Consider the following 24,717-nt stretch of genomic DNA (forward strand, 5'->3'; position numbering starts at 1 on the left):
GCGCCCCCCCCCCCGGCCCCCCCACACCCCCCCGGGGGGGGGGGGGGCGGCCCGCCCCCTCGCGGGGGGGGGGGGCGCGCGCCGGGGGGGGCCCGCCCCCCCCGCCGTCGTGGCTCCGTCGGGTACGCGGTGTTCAGTCGAAGAGCGCGTCCATGGTCTCGTGCGAGTCCGCGCTCTCCAGGTCGGCGGCGTTCGCCCAGGCCGTGTTGAGAATGATGCGGGTCGCGTCACGGTTGAGCGGGACCGTCCGGTGCAAGGTGGTGTCGGTGCGCAGAAAGTAGATGTCCCCGCTGCTGTGGTAATAGGTCTTCACCGGGTACTTGACGAGATAGTCGTGCACGCGCGGGTCGGACTTGTTCCAGTCGGTGTGCGGAACGCACTGGAGCATTCCGCCCGCCTCGATCTCGGGCGCCTCCACGATCCAGATGAGCGCGAAGGAGAAGTCGCCCCAGTGCCACCCGTGGGTGTCACCGACCTTCTCCTGCTTCGTCATGACGAAGCGCTCCGGCTCGTAGGGACACGGCAGCACCCTTTCCCCGGCCAGCCGGGACAGGAATTCCAGCAGCGCGGGCGACTCGTAGACCGCCGGCACCAGTTCGCTGTTGTCGGCGATGTGGCGGAAGCCGACCGTACTCATCCTGCGGGGCGTGTTCGACGTCTCCTTGAGTGTGGTGTCGATGCGTTTTGCCTGGTCCAGCAGTCGACGGGCGTCGTCGCCGATCGCGCGCTTGAGATCCGGCGGCACGATCCCGGACACCTTGACGTAGCCCTCGCGGCGGAAGTGCTGGGAGAGCCCGCGGACGGTCCAGTCGTCGTGGAATTCTTTGGCCAGGTGATTCCGCAGCTGTTCCTCGATGTCGTTCGCCAGCGCGTCGTTCTCGCCCACAGCACAACTCCCGTCGATCGGCCGGCTGAATGAGTTCGGGCAACATAACCCGCTCCGATTGCGGTCGACAACGGTGTACCGGACGCAAAGCGGCGGGACCGGAAAAGCGCGGCCCGGCCGCCTTCCGGCGTTACGCGCGGACCACCCCGAGCGGGGCTTGCGCACATTGCCGACGCACTGCACTGTGGTCTGCGAGTCCGGTTCGACGACCTTCGTGAGCACCTTCCACCTCCCGCGGCGCGAGGAGGTTCTTCGGCGTGCGGAAAGGCAGCGGCGATGACAGCAGTTGGCGCGCGTCCGGCGGATGCGGGCGGCGGTGCGGCGACCGGAGCGAAGCTCGCCCATCCACCGGAGTGGCCCGTCTACCGGGACGACACCATCGAGTCGGTGGCCCGAATGCTGCGCGCCGGCCGGTCGTTCGACTACGGGCACGGGCCGGAGATCGCCGCGCTGGAGGAGGCGTTCGCGCGCTACCACGGCCGCCGGCACGCCCTCGCGCTCAACTCGGGCACCTCCGCGCTGTTCGCCGCCTACTTCGCGCTCGGCCTCGGCGAGGGCGACGAAGTCGCCACGCAGGTCTACACGTTCTTCAGCGCGGTCAGTCCCCTGCTGCTGCTCGGTGCCGTCCCGGTGCTCACCGATGTCGCGCCCGCCACCGGTCAGGCCACCGCCGAAGGGCTCGCCGCGGCATTCACCTCCCGGACCAGGGCGATCGCCGTCACCCACCTGTGGGGGAACCCCGGCCCGATGGACGCGATCATCGCCCTTGCCCGGGAGCGGGGGGTCCCGCTCGTCGAGGACTGCTCCCACGCCCACGGCGCGCGGTACCGCGGCCGGCCGGTCGGGTCGCTCGCGGACATCTCCGTCTTCAGTATCGGCGGGCACAAGGCCGTCTCCGGCGGCCTCGGCGGCATGCTGCTCACCGACGACCCGGACCTCTACGCCCGCGCCTGCCTGCTCGCGAACTTCCGCCACCGGACGGACCTCACCATCCACGACGAGCGGTACGCGGCGCTGCTGCCGACCGGTCTCGGCGGAAACCTCCGGATCAGCCCGACGGCCGCGGTGCTGGCCCTGGAACACCTGGAGAGCCTGGACGTCATGGTGTCCCGCCGGCAGGCGAACATGGGCGCGCTGGTCGACGGCCTCACCGCCCTGCCCGGCATCCGGGCGGTACCCGTGGGGCCGGGCAGCAGCACGGGCGCGTGGTACGACGGCGTGGTGGAGGTGGGCGACGACGCCCGCCTCGACCGGGACACCCTGGTCCGGCTGCTCCAGAGCCGCGGGCTGAACGTGCGGGCGCCCTCGACCCGCCCCCTGCACCACTACCCGCTCTTCCGCGGCAGCGCACCGGACTGGTCGCCCCGCACCGCGCGGGCCGCCCGCGCGGCGGCCCGGTCCGGTGCCCGTGCCTTCCCGCGCGCCGACCACCTCTTCGCCCACTGGCTCCGGCTGCCCGTCAGCTTCCTGTACGAGCAGGACAGTCCGCTGCCCGGACGCTACGTCGAGGAGTTCGCGGAGCTCCTCGCATGACGCGTCAGGCGCGCGCCACCTGGCGGAGTCCGGCGGAGCCCGGGCCCGCGGCGCCCTCGGCACTGTCGGCGCTGCATGTGGTGGCCCCCGGCTCGCTGCTTGCCTGGCTGCCGTACTTCGTGGCCGACCCCGGTGGCCTTGACCAGGTCGTGCACGCCGGCACCGGCCCGGACCTGGCGTCCGAGGAGGCCCGGGACGCGCTGCGGGGCACGGACGCGGACCTGGTGGTGTTCCACTCCAGTCACGAGACGCTCCTGCGCGACAGCGCGCTCGCCGACGAGCTGCGCGCCCAGGGACGCACCGTGCTCGCGCAGTCGGCACGCGCGGCACGGCTCGGCGTCGACAAGTTCGCGATGCGCGGGCTCCTCGACGAGGAAGGGCTGAGCACGCTTCCCTGGTGGCCGGGCGACCGGCCGCCGCCGGCGCCGGCCGGCGACACGCCGGTCGTGGTGAAGTCGCGCTTCGGCACCCAGAGCGAGGGCATCCGACTCGACCTGGCGGGCGCGGCCGCGGCCGGGCCGGACGAGTTCTGCGAGAGCTATGCCGACGGCACCGAGTACTCCGTGCTGGTCTACCGGGACGCCGCGGGCGCCGCGGTGCTGCCGCCGGTGTGGAAGGGCGCCACCAGCCGCCACCTGGTCCCGCCCTGGCGGCGGTTGCGGCTGTGTCCCGACCCGTTCGGCGGCCCCGCCCTCGACCGGGTGCTGCGGGAGTACGGCCTGCGCACCGCGGCGGCCGCCGGCTCGATCGGCTGGGCGGAGGCCGAACTCCTGGTCACGGCGGAGGGAACCGTGCACGTCCTGGAGATCAACCCACGGGTGTCGGGCACGCTGCGGATCGCCGCGCTGGCCGCCGGGCTGCCGGTCTTCGACATGCACCGCAGACCGGGCGCCCGCGGAGACCTCCCGGCCCACGGGGTCGCTGCCGAACTGCCCTACTCCGGGCCCTCCTTCGCCGATCCGGAGCGCGGGGTCTTCGCCACGTCCCGGCTGACGGCGGTGGCACCGACCTACGGCGAGCTGGCGACGGTCGTCCAGCAGCGGGCGGGTGACTGCCCGGTGGTGGAGGGCACCGCGCGGTTCGGCCCGGTACTGGCGGGACTGGCGGGCGCCGAGCGGTCCGGACCCGGTACCCCCCACGCGGTCACCACCCCACGGAGGAAGCCAGTGCGCGATCGGACACGTGCGCGGAACCCGGCGCCCAGGACGGGCTTCTCGGGCTGGCCCGAGCTCACCGCCGAGCGCACCAATCTCGCCGTCGGGATCGCCCCGTCCCCGAAGTGGCTGTCCGCATGGGGGCTGCGGGACGACCCGGCCGGCGTGGAGGAGTTCTGCAAGCGCCTGCTGGACGCCGTGGAGAGCGTCGCCGCGGTCAAGGTGCAGACGCCGTTCTTCGAGCGGTTCGGCCCGGAAGGGCTGGAGCTGATGGCGGCGTTCCTGGCCGGTTGCGCCCAGCGCGGCACCCTGACCGTGGCCGACGCGAAGCGCTGCGACACCGCGGACACCATGGCCGCGTACGCCGATCTCTATCTGGGCCCGCAGAGCGTCCTGGGCGCGGACGCCGTGACGGTGGCGCCCTTCCTCGGTCTCGATGCCACCGCCGCGCTCTTCGACCTGGCCGCCGGCCGGCGGTGCACGGCGTTCCTGCTGGTGCGCACCAGCAACCATGAAGCGGGAGCCCAACTCGCCCGGAGCGCGGACGGGGTGACGGTCAGCGAGCAGCTCGCCGACGGGATCGCCGGCCACAACCGCCGTTTCGCCGCCGACGGTGCCCCCGGTCCCGCGGCGGCGGTGGTGGGCGCTCCCCCGCACGAGGCGGTGGCCCTGCTGCGGCGGATGCCCGGCACCCTGGTCTCGCTGCCCGGGCTCGGCAGACCGGGCCGCACCGTCGAGGAGTTCCGCGAGGTCGTCGGGGCGGCGGGGGCGTCCCGAGCGATGCTGCCGATCACCTCAGGAGTGCTCGAGGCGGGACCCGCCGCCGTGCTGGACCGGGTCCGCCACTGGCAGGAGGTGCTGCGGCCACTGCGCGGGTGAGCGAGGCCCTCGCCCGCTCGCGCACACGACCGGTCCCGCCGTCCAGATTCCGCTTTCCGGTGCCGCAGGAGGAGCCGATGAACGATCTGCCCCGGCCTTTCGCCCGAAACGGCCCCGAGCCGTCCGATCGCACGGTGATCGCCCGTACCCCGGTGTGGACGTTCCTGCCGCCGGCCGAGCCGGTGGGTGCCGTGCTCTTCCTGCACCACCGCACCGGGCTGGACGACTTCACCGCCGACATCACCGCCCGCCTGCTGGGGCTGGGATGCGCCGTCACCGTGCCGGAACTCTTCGCCGGGCAGCCGCCCGGCCTCGCTCCCGAGGAGCGCAAGAGCCTGCTGCGCGACGAGGAGTTGCTGGAGGTGATGGCCGGGGGGACGCGGCTCCTGCGCCGGACCGGCCGCGACGTGGCGGCGCTCGGCTTCTGCATGGGCGGCCGGCTGGCCTTCCTCGCGGCGGTCGCGGGGACCGGTGTCGACCGCTCCTGCTGCTTCTACGGCGGCGCCCTGGACCAGGGCTGGCACCACGCCGTCAGTCCGCTGGAGCGGACGAGCGCGGGGGCCGCACCCGTCCAGTTCCACCGCGGATCGCGGGACACCAACCCGGACGCGGGGCGACTGGCCCGCGCGGTGCAGGCGTTCGACGAGGTCGGCGGCTACCTGGAGGCCTGCACCTACGCGGGCGCCGGGCACGCCTTCGCCAACCGCTTCGCGGCGGACCGCCACCACCCGGTCGTGGCCGCGCGCGCCTGGGACCGTGCCACCGCCTTCCTGGGGCTCGCCGCGCCGGTGGAGCCGCGGCGGCAGCCCGCGGGCGCCGCGGCCGGCCGGCCGGAGGACCCGCGATGAGCGTGGAGGGCATCTCGCGCCCCGGCGGCGGCTCCCGCGCTGAGGGTCCGCTGACCTACGCTCAGGAGGGCATCTGGCTGACCGAGCGGATGTTCCCGGAGTTCGCCACCTACACCGGGGTGCGGTGCTTCGCGCTGCGCGGCGACCTCGACCCCGGAGCCCTGTCCCGGGCCGCGGCCCGGCTGGGCGAACGCCATGTGGCGCTGCGCACGGTGATCGACGTGGTGGGGGGCGTTCCGCGCCAACGGGTGTGCGTCGACCGGGTGCTGGCACCGGAGGAGGTCGATCTGCGGGGCGACCCGGACCCCGCCGGCGCCGCCGCGCGCCATGTCGACGCCGCCGCGGCCGGCAGCTTCGACCTGTCGCGGGGCCCGCTGTTCCGGATCGTCGTCCTGCGCACCGGCGAGGACCGGTGGACCTTGCTGCTGGTGGCCCACCACGTGGTCATCGACCTGCTGTCCTGGCCCATCCTGCTCGCCGACCTCGGCGCCCTGTACGGCGCCGAGACCGGCGGCGGCAACGCCGGGGAGGCCGCCGAGGCGGCGCCTCCTCTCCGGCCGGCCGACTACGCCGCCTGGCAGCGCGCCCGCGAGGACCTGCCGGAGGTGCAGCGGCAGGTCGCCTACTGGTGCCGCCGGCTCGCCGACTGCCCGCCCGTGCTGGACCTGCCGACGGACCGCCGGCGCGACAGCGACCGCGAGCGCGGAGGAGGCGTGCACCAGGTCACGCTGCCGGCGTCGGTGACCGGCGAACTGGCGGCGCTGACCCGCTCGGAGCGCACCACGCTGGTGGTGGCGTCCCTGTCCGCGCTCGGCGTCCTCCTGCACCGGTACACCGGGCAGGAGCACCTGAGCATCGGCCTTCCGGTCGCGGGCGAGCGCTTCCGTCCCGAGGTCGAGCGCCTGGTCGGGATGTTCGCCGGGTCGTTCCCGGTGCCCCTGGACCTGGGCGGCGACCCCTCCTTCCGCGAGTTGCTCACGCGGACGAAGGCCACCGTCTTCGGTGTGATGGGCAACCAGGACGCCCCGTACGAGTTGCTGCTGCGCACCCTGCGGCCCGACCAGGGCGTCAGCACCGTCGCCTACCAGCAGGTGAGCCTGAACATCAGGTATCCGGAGCAGGGTTCCTTCGCTCTGGGCGACCTGGCGACCGTCGCGGTGCCGCACCAGCGGTGGTTCCCGCTGGGCGACCTGACGCTCACCGTCGACGCGAGCACCGATCCGACCATCCTGTACTGGATCTACGACAGCGCGCTGTTCGACGCCGGGACCGTGGCCGCGATGGCCGACCAGTTCACCCGTCTCCTGGCCGACGCCGCCCGCCACCCCGATCTCCCCGCCAGCCGGCTGTCGTTGGCCGAGCCCCCGGCCGCCCTTCCGGCCGGCGCCGCCCCGAGCGGGACCGTGCACGCCCGCTTCGCCGCGCAGGCCCGGCGCCGCCCCGACGCGGTCGCCGTCGTCCACGGCACGCGGCAGATCGGCTACGGCGACCTCGACCGGCGTGCCGACGCCGTCGCCGGGTACCTGCGCCGGCACGGCGTCCGCCGCGAGGACACCGTCGGGGTGTGCCTGCCGCGCTCGGTGGACCTCGTCGTCGCCTACCTCGGCATCCTCAAGGCCGGCGGCGCCTACGTGCCGCTGGACCCCGACCACCCGGACCCCAGGCTCGGCGAGGTGCTGCGGCAGTCGGGTGCGCGGTGCGTGGTGACGGACGCCGCTGCCGCGGGCCGCGACTGGCCGCGGGGCCTCGGCGTCCTGCGCGTCGAGGAGGCGGCCACCGGGCACGGGGAGGCCGGCCCGCTCGCTGACGACGGGCACCCGGACGCCCTCGCCTACGTCATGTCCACCTCCGGGTCGACCGGCGTCCCCAAGGGCGTGGCGATCACCCACCGCGGTGTCGTCGGTCTGGTGGTCGACGCCAACCACGTGAGCATCGAACCCGGCGACAGGGTCGCGCAGACGGCCAACCCCTGCTCGGACAACACCACCTTCGAGATCTGGGCGCCCCTGCTCAACGGCGGCTGCGTGCACATCCTCGACCGCGACGTGATCATGTCACCGCAGGCGCTGCGACGGGCCCTCACCGACGCGCGGATCGACGTGCTGTCGGTGCCCAGCGCACTCGTCAACCACGGGGCGTACACCGGGCACCTGGCCGGCGCACCGCTCAGGGCGCTGTACTTCGGTGGCGAGGCCGGCAGTCCGCACGCGGTGCGCGCGCTGCTGTCCACCGGCTTCGGCGGGCAGGTCGTGCACACCTACGGCCCGACGGAGACGACCATGCTCGCCACCTACGAGCCCGTCAGCCATGTCCCCGACCGGGCGGTGCGCCTGCCGGTGGGCCGTCCGGTGTCCGCGACGGACGTCCACGTCATGGACGACCGGATGCGGCCGCTGCCGGTCGGCGTGCCCGGGGAGCTCTGCGTCGGCGGGGACCGGATCGCCCGGGGCTACACCGGGGCCGCGGCCTCGACGGCGGAGCGCTTCGTCCCGCACCCGCTCGCCGGCCGTGAGGGCTCCCGGCTGTACCGCACCGGTGATCTCGCCCGCCGGCTGCCGGACGGCAGGTTCGAGATCCTCGGGCGGATGGACCGCCAGGTCAGCGTCCGTGGATTCCGGGTCGAGCCCGGCGAGATCGAGAGCGCGCTGGCCGCGATACCAGGGGTCGGCGAGGCGGTGGTCGTCGCGGCACGCGCGCGGGATGGCGGCGCGGACGGCGGCGCGGATGGCAGCGCGGACGGCGGCGGCCTGGTCGGCTACGTGTCGCCGGGCGACTCCACGTCCCTCTCCCCCGCCGCGCTCCTGCGCACCCTGCGGGAACGCCTTCCCGAACACATGGTCCCCGCGCACCTCGTGGTGCTGCCCCGCATTCCGCTCACGCCGAACGGCAAGGTCGACCACCAGGCCCTGCCGGCGGTCACCCCCGGGACCCGCGTGTCGGGCACCCCGATCACCGACGCCACCGAGAAGGTCGTCGCGGACCTCGTGACCGACCTGCTGGGCCTGGAATCCGTCGGCCGGCACGACCAGTTCCCCGTGCTGGGCGGCAACTCGCTGTTCCTCGTCCAGTTGCTCACCGAGCTGGAGGCCCGGGGGCACGAGGTTCCGGTGCAGGTCCTGCTCGCCCGCCAGAGCGTCGCCGAACTCGCCGAGTGGATGGGCTCGCAGGCGGTGCCGGCCGACGTCACGTCCGGCGAACCGACCCTGGTCCTGGTGGGCGTCGAAGGCGCCGGCCTGGGATACGGCCCCTGGCTGAGCGCGATCGGCGACCGCTACCCGCGCCGGCTGGTGGACGTCGTCGGCACCCGCGGCAGCCACCTGACGGCCCTGGCGGCGGCGCAGGTGACGGCACTGCGGGAGACGCTGGCGGCGACCCCGGTGGTGTTCGCCGGATGGTCGGCGGGCGGCGTGCTGGCACACGAGATGGCCCGGCTGTGGCACGAGAGCGTGGGCGGGCTTCCGCCGGTGCTGCTGATCGACTCGCCGGTACGCCCCGCACCGGCCGCACCGGGCTCGTCCGGCGTGCTGGCCGCCTTCCTGCACGATCTCGCGTTGCGCGCGGACATCGCGCTCCCGCTGCCGGACCACGTCGACGAGCGCTTCCCCGACCGCGTGCTCAAGGACGTGGCGGCCGGGGGCCTGCTGGACGTCGACGAACTACTGGCGCGGTACGAGGCGTTCAGCGCCACCGTCGAGCTGGTCCTCGCACACACCCCGACGTACTACCCGGGCCCGGTGAGCCTGGTCCAGGCGGCGCGGTCGCGGTCGCTCGCGACGGACTGGCGCCCGCTGTGCGGGGCGCTGGAGGTCGTGGACCTGCCCGGCGACCACTACTCGGTGCTGCGAACGCAGCCGCGGCGTCTCGTGGAGCTGGGGGCCGCGCTGCTGCGGCGGGCCCGGGCCGAAGCGAGCGACCGCGAGGCACGTCCCAGGATGAGGTGATCACGTGGCGGCACTGCACAACACCGGTACCGAACCGGCTACGGGCATTCACGAACGGGTTCGGCAGTGGGCCGAACGGCAGCCCGACCAGATCGCGATCAGCGCGGAGGGCACCAGCCTCACCTACCGTCAACTGGTCACCCGGGCCGAGCTGCTGGCCGAACAGCTGAGCCGCTCCGGGGTCGGCCACGAGACGGCGGTCGGCGTCACGGCCCTGCGCTCACCGGAGTTCGCCGTCGGGGCCCTGGGCATCCTGATGGCGGGCGCCTACTACGTGCCCGTCGACCCCGGTCACCCGCAGGCACGGCAGGAGGCGACGATCGCGGAGGCGGGGGTGCGCCGGATGGTCACCCGCCCCGCCGACGTCGGCCGCTGGAACGCGCCGGGGCCGGCCGGCGTCGCCATACCCGGCGACACCGGCGCTTCACCGGCGCCCGCCGGCCCGCGCCGGGCGACCCACCCGGAGAACCTCGCCTACGCCATCTACACCTCGGGGTCCACCGGGCGGCCCAAGGGCGTCGCGGTCAGCCACGGCAACGTGCTCGACCTGATCGACGGCGACCCCCGGTTGCGCATCGCCCCGGGCGACGTCGTCGCGCAGTTCGCGCCCACCTCCTTCGACGCCTCGGTCTTCGAGCTGTGGTGCGCGCTGGGCAGCGGTGCGCGCGTGGAGGTCATCGCGCGCGACGACCTGACCATCCACGCGATGGCCGGCGGCATCCGCGCCGCGGCGCCGGACTGGCTCTTCCTGACCACCGGCCTCTTCCACGCGCTGATGGAGCAGGCCCCGGACGCGCTGGAGGGCGTCACCCGGGTCATCACCGGCGGCGACGTCCTGTCCGCCCGGCACGTCCGCGCCGCCACCGGGCGCTGCGCGCGGGTGTACGCGGCCTACGGACCGACCGAGACGACCGTCTTCAGCTCCCTGCACCGGGTCGACCCGGCCGGCACCGGTGAACGGGTCCCGCTGGGTACCCCGTTGGCCGGCCGGAGCATGGAAGTGCTCGACGCCGACCTGCGGCCGCTCCCGGACGGGGAGACCGGCGAGATCTACGTCGGCGGCGGCGGAGTCGCGCGCGGCTATCTGCACCGCCCACGCGAGTCCGCGGAACGCTTCGTGCCCGATCCCTTCGCGGCGGCCCCCGGCCGGCGGATCTACCGCACCGGCGACCTCGGCCGCCGTCTCCCGGACGGCGCGGTCGAGTTCGTGGGCCGGATCGACCGGCAGGTGAAGATCCGCGGCTTCCGCGTCGAGCCCGCGGAGGTCGAGGCGTTCCTCACCACGTGCGAGGGGGTCTCCGCCGCGGCCGTCACCGTCGTGGGCGCCGCCGAGGAGGAACGGCGCCTGGTCGCCTACGTGGCGGCGGAGCCCGGGGCCACCCTCAGCCAGGCGGACCTGCGGTACCTCGCCGACGAGGGACTGCCCGGCTACGCCCGCCCGTCGTACTACGCCCTGCTCGACGAACTCCCCCTCGACCGGAACGGGAAGGTCGACCGGCGGGCGCTGCCCGCGCCCTGGCGCTCGCGGGAACTGATGGGCCTCGACGACTACGTCCCGGCGTGGACCGCGACCGAGAAGGCCATCGCCACGACGCTCCAGGAACTGCTCGGCCTGGACCTGGTCGGGAGGGATGACGGCTTCTTCGCGCTCGGCGGCACCTCGCTGCAGAGCGTGCAGGTCCTGGAACGGCTCCGGTTGATGGGCTACCGGCTGTCGTCACGCGAGTTCTTCGCGCACCCCACGGTCGCGCTCCTGGCGGAGTTGCTGGACGGCCGCAGTGGCAGCACCTCCAGGGGTGCCGCCGAGTCCGCCGGTGCCGCCGGCGTCGTCGAGGCCGTCGAGGCCGTCGAGGCCGAGACGGGACGGTCATGAAGATCACCTCGTCGACACCTGACGACGACGTCGACCTCGCCACGGTCGACCTCTTCGATCCCGGCCGCTACCGGGACGGCTGCCAGCACGCCGCGTGGCGGACGCTGCGCCGGCACGCCCCGGTGTGGCGGCAGCACGCGGCCGGCGGCACCCCGTTCTGGTCGGTCACCCGGCACGCGGACTGCGGCAGGGTACTGCGGGACACGGAGACCTTCAGCTCCGAACACGGCACGATCCTCGCGTCGGTGGGGGTCGGCGACCCGGCCGGCGGCCAGACCATCACCCTCATGGACCCGCCGGAGCACGGCGAGGTGCGGATGCCCGCGATGCGGCTGCTGAGCCGGTCGGGCGTCGAGCGGCGGACCGCCCGGATACGCGAGCGGATCGACGACCTGACCGCCTCCTTCGTGGCCGCGGGCGGCGGGGACTTCGCGGAGGTCGGCCGGCGGCTGCCGATGGCGATGTTCGGCGACCTCATGGGCGTACCGGAACCCCTGTGGGAGGAGATCGGGCGCTGGGCGGCGGTGAGCATCGCGCCGGAGGAGCCGGAGTACGCCGTCGGCGCCACCGTGCAGGAGACCATGCTCAACGCCCACCACGAGTTGTTCGACCTGTTCACCGAGGCGCTGCGGCACCGCCGCCGCGACCCGGGCGACGACCTGCTCACGGTCCTGTCCTCCCTCACCGTGCGCGGGCGGCACCTGACGATGCGGGAGATCGTGCTCAACTGCTACAGCTACGTCCTCGGCGCCCACTCCACCACGCCGCACGTCGCCGGACACGTCCTCCACATCCTCACCCAGCAACCGGAGTTGAGCGCCGCGGTGCGCGCCGACCACCGCCTGCTGCCCGCGCTCGTCGAGGAGGGCACCCGGTGGACGTCACCGACGCACCATCTGATCCGGCGCGCCACCCGCGACACCGAGCTGGCCGGCGTCCGGGTCCGCGCCGGCGACTGGGTCTGCGCGTGGGTCGCGTCGGCGAACCGGGACGAGGACGTCTTCGAGGACCCCTACCGGTTCCGGATCGACCGGCGCTCCCACGGCCACCTCGGATTCGGCGCCGGCCCGCACTTCTGCGTCGGCACGCACCTGTCGCGCGCCGCGCTCGTCATGCTCCTCACCCGGCTGCTGCGACCGTCGGCGGTCGTCGAGGCGGTCGGCGAGCCGACCCATCTGTACTCGAACTGGATCAACGGCCTGACTCACCTACCGATCGGCTTCCGGGGCTAGGACTATGCGGAACGCACTCACCACTGACGACCTGACCGTGCCGCTGGACACCATCGACCTCTTCGACCCCGAACGCTACGCGGGTGGCACCCAGCACCCCGCCTGGCAGACCCTGCGCGAGCGGGCACCGGTATGGCCGCAGACCGGTCCGGGAGGCGCCCGCTACTGGTCGGTGACCCGCTACGACGACGTCCTGCGGGTCATCAAGGACCACCGGACCTTCAGCTCGGAGCACGGCACGATCCTCGCCGTGCTCGACGGCGACCTGGCCGGCGGGCGCACCATCAACCTGATGGACCCGCCGCGTCACACCGCCGTGCGGGTGCCGACGATGCGGCTGCTGTCCACCGGCGCGATGCTCCGCCACGAGGACCGCGTCCGGGCCAACGTGCGGGCCCTGCTCGCGCCGTTGAGCGGCGGCGGGGTCGTCGACCTGGCACCGCTGGTGCTGCCGCTGCCGCTCGCGGCCGTCGGTGACGTGATCGGCATCCCGAGCGAGCACTGGGCCGACGTCGCCCGTTGGACCATGGCCGGAGTCGCGCCGGCCGACCCGGCGTTCCACGACGGAAGCGTGCAGGAGACCCTGCGGACCGCGCACCACGAGCTCTTCGCGCTCTTCCACAGCCTTGTCCGTGCGCGCAGGTCGCGACCGCGGGACGACATCATCACCAGCCTCCTCGCGGTCGAGGCCGACGGGCGCCGGTTCACCACCGAGGAGGTCGTCCTCAACTGCTACAGCTTCATCATGGGCGCCAACACCACCACCCCCCACGTGGCCGCCCACCTGCTGCTCGCCTTCGCCGAGCAGCCGGAGCTCTGGCACGCGCTGCGCGCCGAACCGCACCGGGTCGAAGCGGCGGTCGAGGAGGGACTGCGCTGGGCCACCCCCACCAACCACCTGGTGCGCCGCGCCAAGCACCGCACCACCATCGCCGGTACCGAGATCGCGCCCGCCGAACTGGTCTGCGCGTGGGTGGCGTCGGCCAACCGGGACCCGTCCCGCTTCACCGACCCCCACCGTTTCGATCCGCGGCGCACGCCGAACCCGCATCTCGCCTTCGGAAACGGCATCCACTTCTGCAACGGCGGTCCCGCCGCCCGCCTGGTCCTTCGCGTGCTGCTGGAGGAACTGCTCCCGGCGGTCGAGCGGTGGGAGCCGGCCGGCGAGGTACGGCACCTGCACTCGAACTTCATCAACGGGATCACCGGCCTCCCCCTGCGCGTGCACCTCGCGGGACGGGAGAAGGGCTCTCGCGGCCGGCAGGACCCGCGGGTGAGCGCATGACCGGCGGCCCGCGGTCCACCCGACCGGACGACGTGCCCCCGACCGACCGCTGGTTCATCCGGCCGGTCCCCGACGGTGAGGCGCTGCTGTTCTGCCTGCCCTACACCGGCATGGGCGCCTCGACCTACCACGACTGGCCCGCCTCGGGTCTCGGTGCCTTCCAGGTCGTGCCGCTGCAACCGCCGGGCCGGGAGGGCCGGTTCCGGGAGGAGGCGCACCCGACGCACGCGGCGTTCGCCGCGGACCTGGTGACGGCCATCGAACCCCACGTCCGCGGCCGGCGCTACGCCTTCACCGCGCACTGCGGCGCCGTCCCGTACGCCCTGGAGACGATCCGGCTGGCCCGCGAGCGGGGACTGGCGCCGCCGGTACGGCTGTTCGCGTCGTCGTGGGGCGCCCCGCACCGCGGCCTGTACGGCCGGCTCAACCATGTCGACCTGGCCGCGTTCGACGCGGTCGCCGAGGTCAGGAGCATGGCGCGGCAGGTGGGCCGTCCCCTGCCCGACGACCTGGCGGAGCTGGCCGCCGAGGTGCTGGCGGCGGAACTCGCCGTCCAGCGCGGCTACTCCTACCGGCCGGCCGAGCCGCTGCCCTGCCCGGTGAGCGTCATCGGGTGGAGCCGTGACGACGTCGTCCCCGACCGTGAGGTGCATGACGGGTGGGACGAGTGCGCGCCGGTGAGCCACCACACGCTGGACGGTGGGCACCGCGACTACCTGCGCTGCCCACCCGCCCTGCGTGACCTGATCGCGCGCGCGGCCGGCCGGTGAGCGCGGCGGCGCCGCTGCTACCGGGTGGGCGGCTGGTCGAGGTGGTCACCCTGGCCGACGGCGTACGCCTCACCGACCCAGCCGGCGAACTCGTCGTCCAGCTCCTCCAGCGAGGTGACCCGGAAGTGCAGCACGAACAGCCGCTTGGTGTACGGCGCCGACCGGCGAATCCGCGGATCGGTGACGCTGCGCTGGAGGTCCAGGTAGCCGTCGAGCCGGTCCCGGCCCGGGCTCGCGCCGGCGAACCCCCGGCGCTCGCCCTTGAGGGTGATCGCCGACTTCGCCACGGAATAGGTGAACGACCCGCACGCTTCGGCCAGTTCGATGAAGCGGTGGTAGAGCGCGACGACTTCCGGCGGTTTGCCGACCAGGTGCCGCTCGACAGTCCATTCGTCGATTGCCATGCCGGCGATGGTAGCGACACTCCTGCACGCGTCCCAGCCCTCGCATGACCCACACCGACGAGAGGAACCACCGATGGACGGCGGATCAGACCACGCCTACGCCACCAGTGCCTGCGTGTGGGGCACCGACCCCGAACCCCTCCTGACGGAAACGGCCAGGGCCGCGCCGGTCTCCGGATGGCGCGTCCTCGACGCCGGCTGCGGGGAGGGCCGCAACACCGCCCACCTCGCGCGTCTCGGGGCCACGGTGCGCGCACTGGACATCTCCGCGCTGGCCATCGAGCATGCCGTGCGGACCTCCGGCGAGCTGCCCGGTGTCAGCTGGGAGCAGGCGGACCTCCGCGACGTCGAACTGCCCCTCGCCCACTACGACCTGGTCGTCGTCGACAGCGTCGTGCACTGGCTCGCCGACGCCGACGACGCCGTGCGCGTCATCACCCGGCTGCGGGAGGCGACGAAGCCCGGCGGCCGCCACCTCATGTGCTGCTTCAACGACCGGCACCAGGAACTGGACGGGCACCGGGCACCGCCGCGCTTCATCCCCACCCATTCCTGGTGCCTCTCGCTCTACGACGGCTGGAGCGTCGAAGCGGTCCGCGACGAGACCTTCGTGTCGTCCCACGCCGGCGTACCGCGCGAGCACGGCCACTCCGTGACGAAGGTGGTGGCGCGCCGGCCCACGACGCCCGCGCCGCCGGAGGGGGCGTCATGACCACCGTGCAGAGTCCCGGGTCCGCCGCGGCCGCGTCGCGGCGGGTGGACCCGGACCCCTGGTGGAGCGACCCGCTGCGCGAACGGCTCACGGAGCTACGCGACATACTCGACCACAGCCGGTTCGGCTTCCCCGGTCAGCGCTGGGACATCACCGAGGGACCGGACCGGGGCCGGAAGGCCGTACAGACCTCCGGCGGGCACTTCGTCGGCCCCGAACTGCCCCCGGGCCGCACCGTGCGCATGCGCACCCGGCTGAAGGCGCCGCGGCGGCTGGGCCGGATCGAACTCGCCGGGGAGCGCCTGGACTGCCACGTGTTCAGCCGGTTCCCCTTCCGGCTGCGGTGCGACGGACGCGAGGTCGCGCGGTGCGACGACCCGCCGATCATCCGCGGCCGGATACTGACCGGCGTGCTGCCCGAGCTCGTGCCGGGCCGCGTCCACGAGCTGGACCTCACCATCGACGTCCCGGACAACCTGGTCGCCTACGGATTCCGGCTGGCGTTCTCCACGCCGCTGCTGCGCGAACGCTGGCACGACGCCGACCGCGCCTGGGCCCGGCTGCTGCTGGCGACGGAGCAGCGCCCGGACCTGCGCCCCGCCGTCCTGGCCGCCATCGACGAGCGCGCCGAGGAGTTTCCGGCCGCCACCGTCGACACGCTTCCCGACCTGCTCTCCGAGGTGCTCCCGCCGGTCCGTGCGGACCTGGAGCCCTTCCCCGAAGTCCACCTCGTCGGGCACGCCCACCTCGACCTGGAGTGGCTGTGGAACTGGGAGCAGGCCGGACGGGCCGCCAAGGCGGTCTGCGCCCGGGCCGTCGAGCTGCTGGACTCGCACCCCGACCTGTGCTTCAGCCTGAGCCAGCCCGTGGTGTACGAGATGCTCCGCGCGGAGGAGCCCGCCCTGATGGACTCCGTCCAGCGCCTGATCGACGGCGGGCGATGGGAACCGCTCACGGCCACCTGGGTGGAGCACGACATGAACGTGCCGTCGGCCGAGTCCGTCGCCCGCCAGCTCACCGAGGGGCTGCGCTACAGCGAGCAGGTGCTGGGGGTGCGCCCCCGGGTCTGCGTCGCCGCCGACACCTTCGGCCACCCCGCCACCCTTCCCGGTCTGCTGGCCCGGGCCGGCTGCACGGCGTACTTCCACACCCGCTGCCACCCGCTGCCGCGACACGGCGGACCCGCCTACCGGTGGACCGGACCGGACGGTTCGAGCGTGATCGGCGTGGTGACCGACGCCTACGACGGGGAGCTGCTCCACAGCCGGGTCGCCGAAGCGGCCGTGCAGGCACGCCGAGCGGGCCTGGACGTGGGGGTGCTGTTCTTCGACATCGACGGGCACACCGGGCAGGAGGTGCGAGAAGGGCTGGCCCGCCTGGCCCGGCACGCGTCCGGCAGCGGGCTCCCGGCAGCCCGCCCCTCCCGGTTGGACACCTTCGTCGACGCGGTGGCACGCGGGCCGCTGCCCGACTTCCAGGCGCTCCCCCCGACCATCTCGGAAGGCGCGTACACCACCCAGGCGGTGGCCAAGCAGAGCATCCGGCAGGCGGAGAGCGCCCTGTTGGAGGCGGAGGCGCTGTCCTGCATGGCGGGCCTGGACCAGCGCCCCGAGCTGCGCCAGGCCTGGCGCGCCCTGCTCTTCCGGCAGAACCACGACACGGCGGCGGGTACCGCGATGGCCGACGTCTACACCCGGCTCGCCGCCGACTCCGCCGCCTGGAGCCGGACCGTCGCCCGGCTGCGCGACGCCTCGCTGGCGCGGCTGCCCCTCCCGCCGGACGCCGACCTCGTGGTGGCCAACCCGACGCCCTGGCAGCGCGAGGAGTGGATTCGCGCCGACGACGCCGTGCTTCGCTCCCACCGCGCCCCGACCGTGGCCGTCTCCGCCGGCGGGGAGCGGTTCGCGCTGCAACGCACCGGCACCGGCACGGGGTTCCTGGCGCCCGTCGGGCCCTGGGAGGTCGGCGGGTTCCGCCTCGAGGAAGGCGAGCAGCCCCCCGCGCCGCCGGAGGCGATCCTGGAGTGCGGCAGCCACGGCGCCCCCGAGGTCTTCGTCGGCGAGGAGAACCGCAAGGAGTTCTTCGCGGTGCGCAACCGGTTCTTCTCCTTGCTGGTCAGGGGAGACGCCGGCGCCATCGTCTCGCTGACCATGCGCGAGGGGCACCGCGAACTCGTGGCGTACGGCACCCGACGCAGGACCACGTTCCCCAACACGGCGCGCCCCGAGCTGGGGCTCAACGTCCTGCAGATCGCCCGCGAGCGACCGCACGCGATGTCCGCCTGGCACCTGCACGAGGTCCACCAGGAGGTGTCGCTGATCCACACCGGCCGTACCTCCTGGCGCGAGCAGGGCCCGCTGCGGGCCGTGCTGCGCACCGAGCACACGGTCGGAGCCACCTCCGTCGTGCAGGACCTGACGGTCTATCGGGATCTGCCCCGCATCGACGTGACCCTGCACGTCGACTGGCACGAACCCGTCGGCGACGCGCACGGCGCCGCGGCGTTGAAAGTGGCGTGCACGCCCGATCTGCCAGCTGCCCGCGTGCACGCGGCGGCCGCCGCCGGTGTGGTCGAGGTGTCCGCCAACGGCCAGGAGCGCCCGATGCAGCGCTGGGTGGACGTCGGCGACGGCGCGCACGGCGTCGCGCTGGTGTCGGAGGACCGCTTCGGCTACGACGCGCTGGGGCCGCGCGTGCGCATGACCGTGCTGCGCAGCGCCTACGATCCGGCCGCCGGATCGGACCTCGGCTCGCACACCTTCCGCTACAGCATCGTGCCGCACCCCGGCACCTGGCAGGACGCCCGCCTTCCGTTGCTGGCCGAGCGGTTGGTCCGGCCGGTCGTCGTCGGCGTGCCGGGCCGGCCGGCCGCGCAGGCGCAGGGCCGGCGCCCGCTGCCGGTGCCACTGCCGGTGCCACTGCCTGTGCCGACCGCGGACAGCAGCGGGCTGGTCGGCGCGGTCAAGCGGGCCGACGGCGGCGACGGGCTGATCTACCGCGTCGCCGACTGGTCCGGCCGCGGCGGCCGCACCACCCTCGAAGGGCTGCCGCCCGACGTGGAGTGCCGGCGGACGACGCTCACCGAGCAGCCCGGGGAGCGCCTGCCGGTCGACGCGGGCCGGCTCACCGTGACGTTGGCACCGTGGGCGTTCGAGACGTTCCTTCTCCGCTCGCCCTCGTTCTCGCCCGCGGCACCGCCCCGTCCCGACCCGCGTGACGCACCCCGAGGGTGACCGCGCCACCAGAAGGAGTCCCACCGATGACGCCTATGCCGATCGTGCTGGACAGCGATCCCGGTCTCGACGACACGGTCGCGCTGCACTACCTGCTCACCCGACCGGAATGGGATCTCCGGGCCTACACGGCGGTGGGCGGAAACCTCCCGGTGGACGGCACGTTCCGCAACGCGCGGGCGATCGCGGCCGCGTTCGGGATCGACGCGGACGTGCCCGTCCACCGCGGCGCCGGACGGCCGATCAGCCGGGTCACCGTGCGATCGGACTTCCACGGTCCCGAGGGCCTGGGCCGGCAGACGCTTCCCGACTCGCGCGTCCGGCCGCCCGCCGAGGACGCGGTGTCGGCCCTGCTGCGCCTCAGCCGCCGCTTCGAGGGCGAGTTGACGGTCGTGGCCACCGGACCGCTGACGAACGTGGCCGCCGCGCTGGTCCTGGACCCGGGGTTCGCCCGGCGGGTGCGGGCCTTGGTGTTCATGGGCGGCGCGGCCCGGGTGCCCGGGAACATCACCCCCGTCGCGGAGTTCAACATCTGGGCCGATCCGGACGCCGCCGACATCGTCGTGTCCAGCGGGATCGAGTTCACCATGGTGGGGCTGGACGCCACCCAGCTGGCCGTCTTCGACCGGTCCGACCTGGCGGTCATGGAGGAGCACGGCGGCGCCGGAACGGAACTGTCCGCACGCGTCCTGCGCGACTACCTCGCCGCGTACGCACGGTTCACCGGTCAGGAGCACTGCTTCCTGCACGACCCGCTCGCGGTCGCGGTCGCCACCGATCCCCGCTTCGCGGCGCTGGAACACGGTGCCGTCGTCGTCGGCTGCGACCTCGGGCTGGGCCGGGGCCGCACGGTCTTCGTGCCGGAGGTCGAGACGAACAACCCCAACCTCCCGCCGGGCATCAGCGAACGCCTCGACATGTGCGGCCGGGTGGCCGTCGGCGCCGGCACCCGCGACTTCGTCCCCGACTTCCTCGCCCGGCTCACCGGTGGCGCCCACCCCTCCTGATCCCGGTACCGGCCCCTCCCGATCCCGGAGCCCGGCCGCGCGCCCGCCGTGCACACCGCGGACGTTCCCACGCCTCCCTCGATCCGACGACCCCGCGAGGTAACCAGTGGCTCAGAACCCGACCCAACTCCTGGCCGAGGCCATGGCCGACGTCTCGGTGGTCCTGCTCGTCAGTGCCGCCCTGACCCCGCTCTTCCGGCGGCTCCGGCAGCCCCAGGTGATCGCCGAGATCATCACCGGCATCGCCCTGGGCCCGAGCCTGCTCGGGCTGCTGCCCGGGAACCTGCCGCACCGGCTGTTCCCCCCGGCCGTACGACCGGACCTGGCAGCCATCGCCCAGGTGGGCATCCTGCTGTTCATGTTCCTCGTCGGCTGGCAGATGAACGCCGCGGAGATCCGGCGCAGCAAGAACGCCGTACTCGGCCTCTCGCTCGCGTCCATCACGCTGCCGTTCGTCACCGGACTGCTGCTGGCGACATGGCTGTTCCACGACCACGCCGAAGTCGCCGGCCACCGTGTCGGCGAGTCGGCCTTCGTGCTCTTCGTGGGCACGGCCATGGCCATCACCGCGTTCCCGGTACTGGCCCGGATCATCCTCGAACACCGTCTGCAGATGACCAGGGCGGGCGTGCTCGCTCTGGGCAGTGCGGCGATCGGCGACGTCCTCGCGTGGTGCATGCTCGCCGTCGTCTCCGCCGTCGCGGTGTCGGACGGCCCCGGGAAGCTCCTCGGCATCGTCGGGTACTCCGCGCTGTACGTCGTGGTGCTGGTCGTTGCCGTCCGGCCGCTGGTCAGGCTGCTGGTCGTCCGCGCCACCCGCAACGGCGACGTCTCCCCGCTCCTCCTCGGCGTGTTCGCCAGCGGCGCGTTCCTCGCCGGCTACGTCACCAACCAGATCGGCCTCGACGCCATCTTCGGGGCGTTCTCCTTCGGCCTGATCATGCCGCGCGAGGCGCACCGCTCCCTGCAACTGCGGGTCCGGATACCGATGGAGCACGTGACCGCGCTGCTCCTGCCGGTGTTCTTCGTCAGCACCGGCCTCGCCGTCGACGTCACCCGGCTCGGGGGCGGCGGAGTGCTCGAACTGCTGGCCATCTGCGGGGTCGCCAGCCTCGGGAAGCTGCTCGGCGGGACCGGCGCGGCCCGCCTGTCGGGCCTTTCCTGGCGGGAGTCCCGCACGGTCGGGTTCCTGATGAACACCCGCGGTCTGACCGAGCTGATCGTCCTCAACGCGGGCGTCACCATGGGTGTGCTGGACGGCCGCATGTTCACGATGATGGTCATCATGGCGCTGGTGACCACGGCGATGGCCGGCCCTTTCGTCCCGCACCTGCCCTACGCCCGCGCGGACGAGGCCGTCACCGCCGAGCCGACCGAGCCCGCCGAGCCCGCCGAGCCGCTGAAAGGGAGCGGACGATGACCGCCCGCCCGACGGGTGATCCTCAGGTGTCGGTCCCGCCCGTCCGTGGAGTGCCGTCGTTCGGGGGCGGGTTCGGGGGGCCCGCCGGTCGCTGGTCGTGGTCCTGCTGCGCCCGTACGAAGTCCTCGGCGACCATCGCGGAGAGGTCGAAGTACGCCTCGCGGGTCTTGGGTCGCAACCTGTCGAGGTCGATCTCGGCGCCGGTGGCGAGGTGTTCGTCGAAGGGGACGACCTGGACTCCGCGGCAGCGGGTCCGGAAGTGCGCCACGATGTCGTCGACCCTGATCATCTTGCCGGTCTCGCGCACCCCGGAGATGACGGTGATGCTGCGGGCGACGAGTTCGGCGTATCCGTGGGCGGACAGCCAGTCGAGGGTGGTGCTGGCGCTGGAGGCGCCGTCCACGGACGGCGTCGAGACGACGATCAGCTGGTCGGCCAGGTCCAGCACCCCGCGCATCGCGCTGTAGAGCAGCCCGGTGCCCGAGTCGGTGAGAACCAACGGGTACTGGCGGCCCAGCACGCCCATGACCCGGCGGTAGTCCTCGTCGTTCAACGCCGACGAGACCGCCGGGTCCACGTCGTTGGCGAGGACCTCCAGACCGGACGGCGCCTGCGAGGTGAACCGCCGGATGTCCATGTAGCTGTTGAGGTACGGGATGGCCTGGACCAGGTCGCTGGTCGTCGCACCGGTCTCCCGGCGCACCCGGCGCCCCAGCGTGCCCCCGTCCGGGTTGGCGTCGAACGCCAGGACCTTGTCCTGCCGCTCACTGGCGAGCGTGGCACCCAGCCCGACGGTGGTCGTCGTCTTGCCGACACCACCCTTCAAGCTGATGACCGCGATCCGACAACACGCCAGCACCGGAGTGCGGATCAGCTCCAGCTTCCGCCTCCGCTCCGCCTCCTGCTCCTTCCTGCCGCCGATCCTGAACCGGGACGGCTGCGCGTTGGCACCGGGTCTCGGCCTCGGCTGGTCGCGCAGCAGCCGGTCGGAGGACAGCTCCACCGCCGCCGTACGACCCAGCGGCGCGGCGCCGCCGAGGGGGGACAGGGCCGGCTCGGGGCGCCCCCACCCCGCCGGCGCGGGATGAGCCTCCAGGGATGCCGCGAAGGCGTCGGCGAGCGCGCGGGCGGTGGGCCGTTCCCGCGGGTCCTCGTGGACGCAGCGGTCCAGCATCCGGCGCAGCTCCTGGGGCAGGCTCGCCATCTCGACGAGATCGATCGCGACACGGCCCTGGAACTGGCGCAGCGCCCGGCCGGCGCACACCTCCTTCAGCAGGAGTCCGAGCACGTAGACGTCGGTCGCGGAGCCGTACACCGTGCCCAGGTCGCCGAATTCGGGGGCACGGTACCGGGGCGGCCCGCGATGCGCGGACAGCGGTCCGGGCGGCCGGCCGTCGATCTGCGTGCGTGCCCAGCTGGTGATGTACGCCGTGCCCCGCGCGACGGTGATCGACCTCGGGTTCAGGCCCAGGTGCACCATGCCCTTGAGGTGACAGATGCTCAGCGCCTCCGCCAGATGCCAGCCGAGGGTCCGGAAGCGCCGGCCGCCCCCCATGGGGCCCTCGGCGGCGACCAGCGCGGTGAGCGAGGGCGCGGGGTCCATGGCGTCGTCGGTGATCAGCTCGGTCGCCAGCCACGGTGGCCGCTCGTCGATCCCCTGGGCGAGGATGCGGGGGGCGTACCGCCCGTTCATCCGTCGCAGTGCCTCGGTCTCGACGGACATGAGTTCGCGGGCGAGGGCGACTTCCGGGGTACGCGGCACGCGGACCAGGGCCGACCCGCCCCGGGCGTCCCGGCCCAGGTAGTTCACCGCGAAGCTGCCCCGGTCGTTGCGCCGCAGCAGCCGGTAGGGCCCCAACTGCCGCAGGTCCTGGGCCCGCAGCTCCTCCCAGTCACCGCTCGCGACGGGGGCCCCCGCGGTGGAGGCCGGGTCGAGCCGTGAGGGCACCGGCGCCTCCGGCCCGCCGGGTCCGGCCGCCTCTCCTTCGGGTTCCCGCGCGTCCGGGAGGCTCGCGCCCATCGTCCGCAGCAGGCCCGGGCCGAGTGCGGTGAACGGGCGCGCGCCGGCGGTCAGCCGCGCGCTGCCGCCAGGATGCGGCAGCCACGCGGGGAACCGGTCGGGTCGCGGGTCGAGGGCGGCGAGCTGTTCGGCCACCGCACGGCTGGTGGCGGCGAGTTCGGCGGTGGGCACGGTGTCGAGGAGGATCTGCCGGGCGGCCGGGTCGAAGCGGAAGCTCTGCCGGTGCGGTGGCTGCCCGTCGGCGACCGGGCGCATGAGCCCGCCGAGGAAGACCTCCACGAGGTGCGCCGTCTCGCACGTCCACGGCACGGCCTGCTGGATCAGCCGCATGACCGGCACCGAGACCGTGCCCACCACGGCCAGGTGGGCGGCGAGGCGGTACGCCTCGGACGACGCGGCGTCCCGGAAGCGGAGTACGGCCTCGGCGGGATCGGTGCTCCGGGTGGGCGCCGGGTTCCGCCGCTGCGGGGCGTACTGCGGTGCCAGCAGCGGCAGGACCGCCGTGGCGCCGCCGGAGCCGACCAGCCGTGCCCACGCGGCGACCGACGCCGGCTCGGGCCGGAGCACCGGCACCGGCACGTCGTCGAAGTCCACGGTGCCGGGCGGCAGGAGCGGATCGTCGACGGTCCACGTCCCGTTGGCGGCGGCGGCCTGACGGGACGTCACCCGCCACGGGTCCGCGCGGATGCCGGAGCCCTGCCACAGGCGCGGTGGCAGCACGTGCATCACGGCTGTCGGCCCCACCCCCGCCCAATGGTCGAGGACGCCGCGCATCCGGCCGTCCCGCCACGCCTCGCCGACCCCGTCGCTCACGACCAGGACGAGGCTGCGCCCCGACGGGTCGGCGGCCACCGCGGCCGGCAGCCGGGCGCCCGGCGTGAAGGGACGGGACGACAGGTACGGCGCGTCGGCGCCCCGGCTGCCCAGGCCGTGGACGCGCACGGCGCGGAACGCCCCCAGGCGCTCCAGCAGCATGCGCAGTTCGGCGCCGAGCCGACGCCACAGGAGCATCGACAGGCCGTCGTCCACCACGAGCACCAGGTCCAGCCCGCGCTCCCGCGCGGGCCGCAGCACCACGTCGGGCAGCCCGGTCTCCGCGTACGCGGCGGCCGTCGCCGGCTCGTCCAGCTCGGCGCGGCGCGCGGCCGGCCGGCTGACCCGCAGCGGCCTGAGGGCTCGTCCCAGCGGGAGCGTGCCGGCGCCCAGCGCCCTCTCCCCGGGCAGGCCGACCGGCAGGGCCCGGGTCCCGGGCGCGGTCGCCTCGGCGTCCGGCCGCCGGCCGCCGGCGTGCACCGGCACGGTCGCCGGCTCCGGAACCGGCGCCGGGGAGGCCGCCGCCTCGGGGTCCGACGCCGCCTGCTCCGGCTGCACGGCCGGTGCCGGGACCGCGCCCACCGCCTCGGCCAGCGGGGCGCGTGCGCCGCGCGGCACCCGGCTGGCCAGCCACAGGACGTCCAGCAACTCCTCCGGGTCCAGGGTGACTCCGCAGGTGTCGAGGACGCTCAGCAGCCGCTCCACCG

The 24,717-nt window shown here is 74.0% G+C and carries 15 protein-coding genes; 12 read left to right on the top strand and 3 right to left on the bottom strand.

Going from position 1 to position 24,717, the window contains the following annotated elements; all coding sequences use genetic code 11:
- Positions 1 to 133 precede the first annotated feature (133 nt).
- On the bottom strand, positions 134 to 886 hold the full coding sequence (locus ACIPAE_RS13120) for an ArpA protein (protein WP_329363111.1): 753 nt from the start codon (positions 884 to 886) through the stop codon (positions 134 to 136).
- A gap of 276 nt (positions 887 to 1,162) precedes the next feature.
- Between ACIPAE_RS13120 and ACIPAE_RS13125 the strand changes: the two genes are divergently transcribed.
- From ACIPAE_RS13125 to ACIPAE_RS13160, 8 genes are all read left to right on the top strand, one after another.
- Positions 1,163 to 2,419 (top strand): DegT/DnrJ/EryC1/StrS family aminotransferase, encoded by a 1,257-nt coding sequence (locus tag ACIPAE_RS13125; RefSeq protein ID WP_402444937.1) that lies wholly within the window; start codon positions 1,163 to 1,165, stop codon positions 2,417 to 2,419.
- Complete coding sequence (gene pyrF, locus ACIPAE_RS13130; RefSeq protein ID WP_402444939.1) at positions 2,416 to 4,452, top strand: orotidine-5'-phosphate decarboxylase; 2,037 nt, start codon at positions 2,416 to 2,418, stop codon at positions 4,450 to 4,452. Before ACIPAE_RS13125 ends, pyrF begins: the two co-directional genes overlap by 4 nt.
- 77 nt (positions 4,453 to 4,529) lie before the next feature.
- Positions 4,530 to 5,300: a dienelactone hydrolase family protein gene (locus ACIPAE_RS13135; protein ID WP_402444941.1), complete on the top strand. Its 771-nt coding sequence runs from the start codon at positions 4,530 to 4,532 to the stop codon at positions 5,298 to 5,300.
- Positions 5,297 to 9,241: an amino acid adenylation domain-containing protein gene (locus tag ACIPAE_RS13140; RefSeq protein ID WP_402444943.1), complete on the top strand. Its 3,945-nt coding sequence runs from the start codon at positions 5,297 to 5,299 to the stop codon at positions 9,239 to 9,241. Before ACIPAE_RS13135 ends, ACIPAE_RS13140 begins: the two co-directional genes overlap by 4 nt.
- A gap of 4 nt (positions 9,242 to 9,245) precedes the next feature.
- Positions 9,246 to 11,114, top strand: coding sequence for an amino acid adenylation domain-containing protein (locus ACIPAE_RS13145; RefSeq protein WP_402444945.1), 1,869 nt, complete (start codon positions 9,246 to 9,248; stop codon positions 11,112 to 11,114).
- The gene (locus ACIPAE_RS13150; protein WP_329363124.1) at positions 11,111 to 12,346 is read left to right on the top strand and encodes a cytochrome P450; all 1,236 of its coding nucleotides are present in this window, start codon (positions 11,111 to 11,113) and stop codon (positions 12,344 to 12,346) included. Before ACIPAE_RS13145 ends, ACIPAE_RS13150 begins: the two co-directional genes overlap by 4 nt.
- 4 nt (positions 12,347 to 12,350) lie before the next feature.
- Positions 12,351 to 13,631 (top strand): cytochrome P450, encoded by a 1,281-nt coding sequence (locus tag ACIPAE_RS13155; RefSeq protein ID WP_329363126.1) that lies wholly within the window; start codon positions 12,351 to 12,353, stop codon positions 13,629 to 13,631.
- Entirely contained in the window at positions 13,628 to 14,401 is a 774-nt protein-coding gene (locus ACIPAE_RS13160; RefSeq protein WP_402444947.1) for a thioesterase II family protein, read from the top strand. The genes ACIPAE_RS13155 and ACIPAE_RS13160 overlap by 4 nt, the downstream gene beginning before the upstream one ends.
- A 17-nt stretch (positions 14,402 to 14,418) precedes the next feature.
- On the opposite strand, the gene ACIPAE_RS13165 is transcribed toward ACIPAE_RS13160, so the two are convergent.
- The gene (locus ACIPAE_RS13165; protein WP_329363130.1) at positions 14,419 to 14,805 is read right to left on the bottom strand and encodes a DUF5655 domain-containing protein; all 387 of its coding nucleotides are present in this window, start codon (positions 14,803 to 14,805) and stop codon (positions 14,419 to 14,421) included.
- Positions 14,806 to 14,878: 73 nt separating this feature from the next.
- On the opposite strand from ACIPAE_RS13165, the gene ACIPAE_RS13170 reads away from it, so the two are divergent.
- The 4 genes from ACIPAE_RS13170 to ACIPAE_RS13185 all read left to right on the top strand — a co-directional run bounded on the left by ACIPAE_RS13170 (position 14,879) and on the right by ACIPAE_RS13185 (position 21,177).
- Entirely contained in the window at positions 14,879 to 15,517 is a 639-nt protein-coding gene (locus tag ACIPAE_RS13170) for a class I SAM-dependent methyltransferase (protein ID WP_366410798.1), read from the top strand.
- On the top strand, positions 15,514 to 18,750 hold the full coding sequence (locus ACIPAE_RS13175) for a glycoside hydrolase family 38 C-terminal domain-containing protein (RefSeq protein WP_402444950.1): 3,237 nt from the start codon (positions 15,514 to 15,516) through the stop codon (positions 18,748 to 18,750). The genes ACIPAE_RS13170 and ACIPAE_RS13175 overlap by 4 nt, the downstream gene beginning before the upstream one ends.
- A 26-nt stretch (positions 18,751 to 18,776) precedes the next feature.
- Positions 18,777 to 19,757 (top strand): nucleoside hydrolase, encoded by a 981-nt coding sequence (locus tag ACIPAE_RS13180; RefSeq protein ID WP_366410800.1) that lies wholly within the window; start codon positions 18,777 to 18,779, stop codon positions 19,755 to 19,757.
- A gap of 106 nt (positions 19,758 to 19,863) precedes the next feature.
- Positions 19,864 to 21,177, top strand: a complete 1,314-nt coding sequence (locus tag ACIPAE_RS13185) for a cation:proton antiporter (RefSeq protein ID WP_402444952.1) — start codon at positions 19,864 to 19,866, stop codon at positions 21,175 to 21,177.
- A gap of 22 nt (positions 21,178 to 21,199) precedes the next feature.
- Here the strand turns inward: ACIPAE_RS13185 and ACIPAE_RS13190 are convergent, their stop codons facing one another.
- On the bottom strand, positions 21,200 to 24,715 hold the full coding sequence (locus ACIPAE_RS13190; protein ID WP_402444954.1) for an SAV_2336 N-terminal domain-related protein: 3,516 nt from the start codon (positions 24,713 to 24,715) through the stop codon (positions 21,200 to 21,202).
- Between the last annotated feature and the right edge of the window lie 2 nt (positions 24,716 to 24,717).

Source organism: Streptomyces sp. NPDC087270 (genome assembly GCF_044744625.1).
Taxonomy (GTDB): Bacteria; Actinomycetota; Actinomycetes; order Streptomycetales; family Streptomycetaceae; genus Actinacidiphila.

What these genes read in the sequence shown, in the direction of transcription:
- ACIPAE_RS13140 (WP_402444943.1), top strand. Translation starts at nt 5,297, where the DNA reads ATGAGCGTGGAGGGCATCTCGCGCCCCGGCGGCGGCTCCCGCGCTGAG.
- ACIPAE_RS13170 (WP_366410798.1), top strand. Translation starts at nt 14,879, where the DNA reads ATGGACGGCGGATCAGACCACGCCTACGCCACCAGTGCCTGCGTGTGG.
- ACIPAE_RS13175 (WP_402444950.1), top strand. Translation starts at nt 15,514, where the DNA reads ATGACCACCGTGCAGAGTCCCGGGTCCGCCGCGGCCGCGTCGCGGCGG.
- ACIPAE_RS13155 (WP_329363126.1), top strand. Translation starts at nt 12,351, where the DNA reads ATGCGGAACGCACTCACCACTGACGACCTGACCGTGCCGCTGGACACC.
- pyrF (WP_402444939.1), top strand. Translation starts at nt 2,416, where the DNA reads ATGACGCGTCAGGCGCGCGCCACCTGGCGGAGTCCGGCGGAGCCCGGG.
- ACIPAE_RS13135 (WP_402444941.1), top strand. Translation starts at nt 4,530, where the DNA reads ATGAACGATCTGCCCCGGCCTTTCGCCCGAAACGGCCCCGAGCCGTCC.
- ACIPAE_RS13150 (WP_329363124.1), top strand. Translation starts at nt 11,111, where the DNA reads ATGAAGATCACCTCGTCGACACCTGACGACGACGTCGACCTCGCCACG.
- ACIPAE_RS13165 (WP_329363130.1), bottom strand. Translation starts at nt 14,805, where the DNA reads ATGGCAATCGACGAATGGACTGTCGAGCGGCACCTGGTCGGCAAACCG.
- ACIPAE_RS13125 (WP_402444937.1), top strand. Translation starts at nt 1,163, where the DNA reads ATGACAGCAGTTGGCGCGCGTCCGGCGGATGCGGGCGGCGGTGCGGCG.
- ACIPAE_RS13180 (WP_366410800.1), top strand. Translation starts at nt 18,777, where the DNA reads ATGACGCCTATGCCGATCGTGCTGGACAGCGATCCCGGTCTCGACGAC.
- ACIPAE_RS13160 (WP_402444947.1), top strand. Translation starts at nt 13,628, where the DNA reads ATGACCGGCGGCCCGCGGTCCACCCGACCGGACGACGTGCCCCCGACC.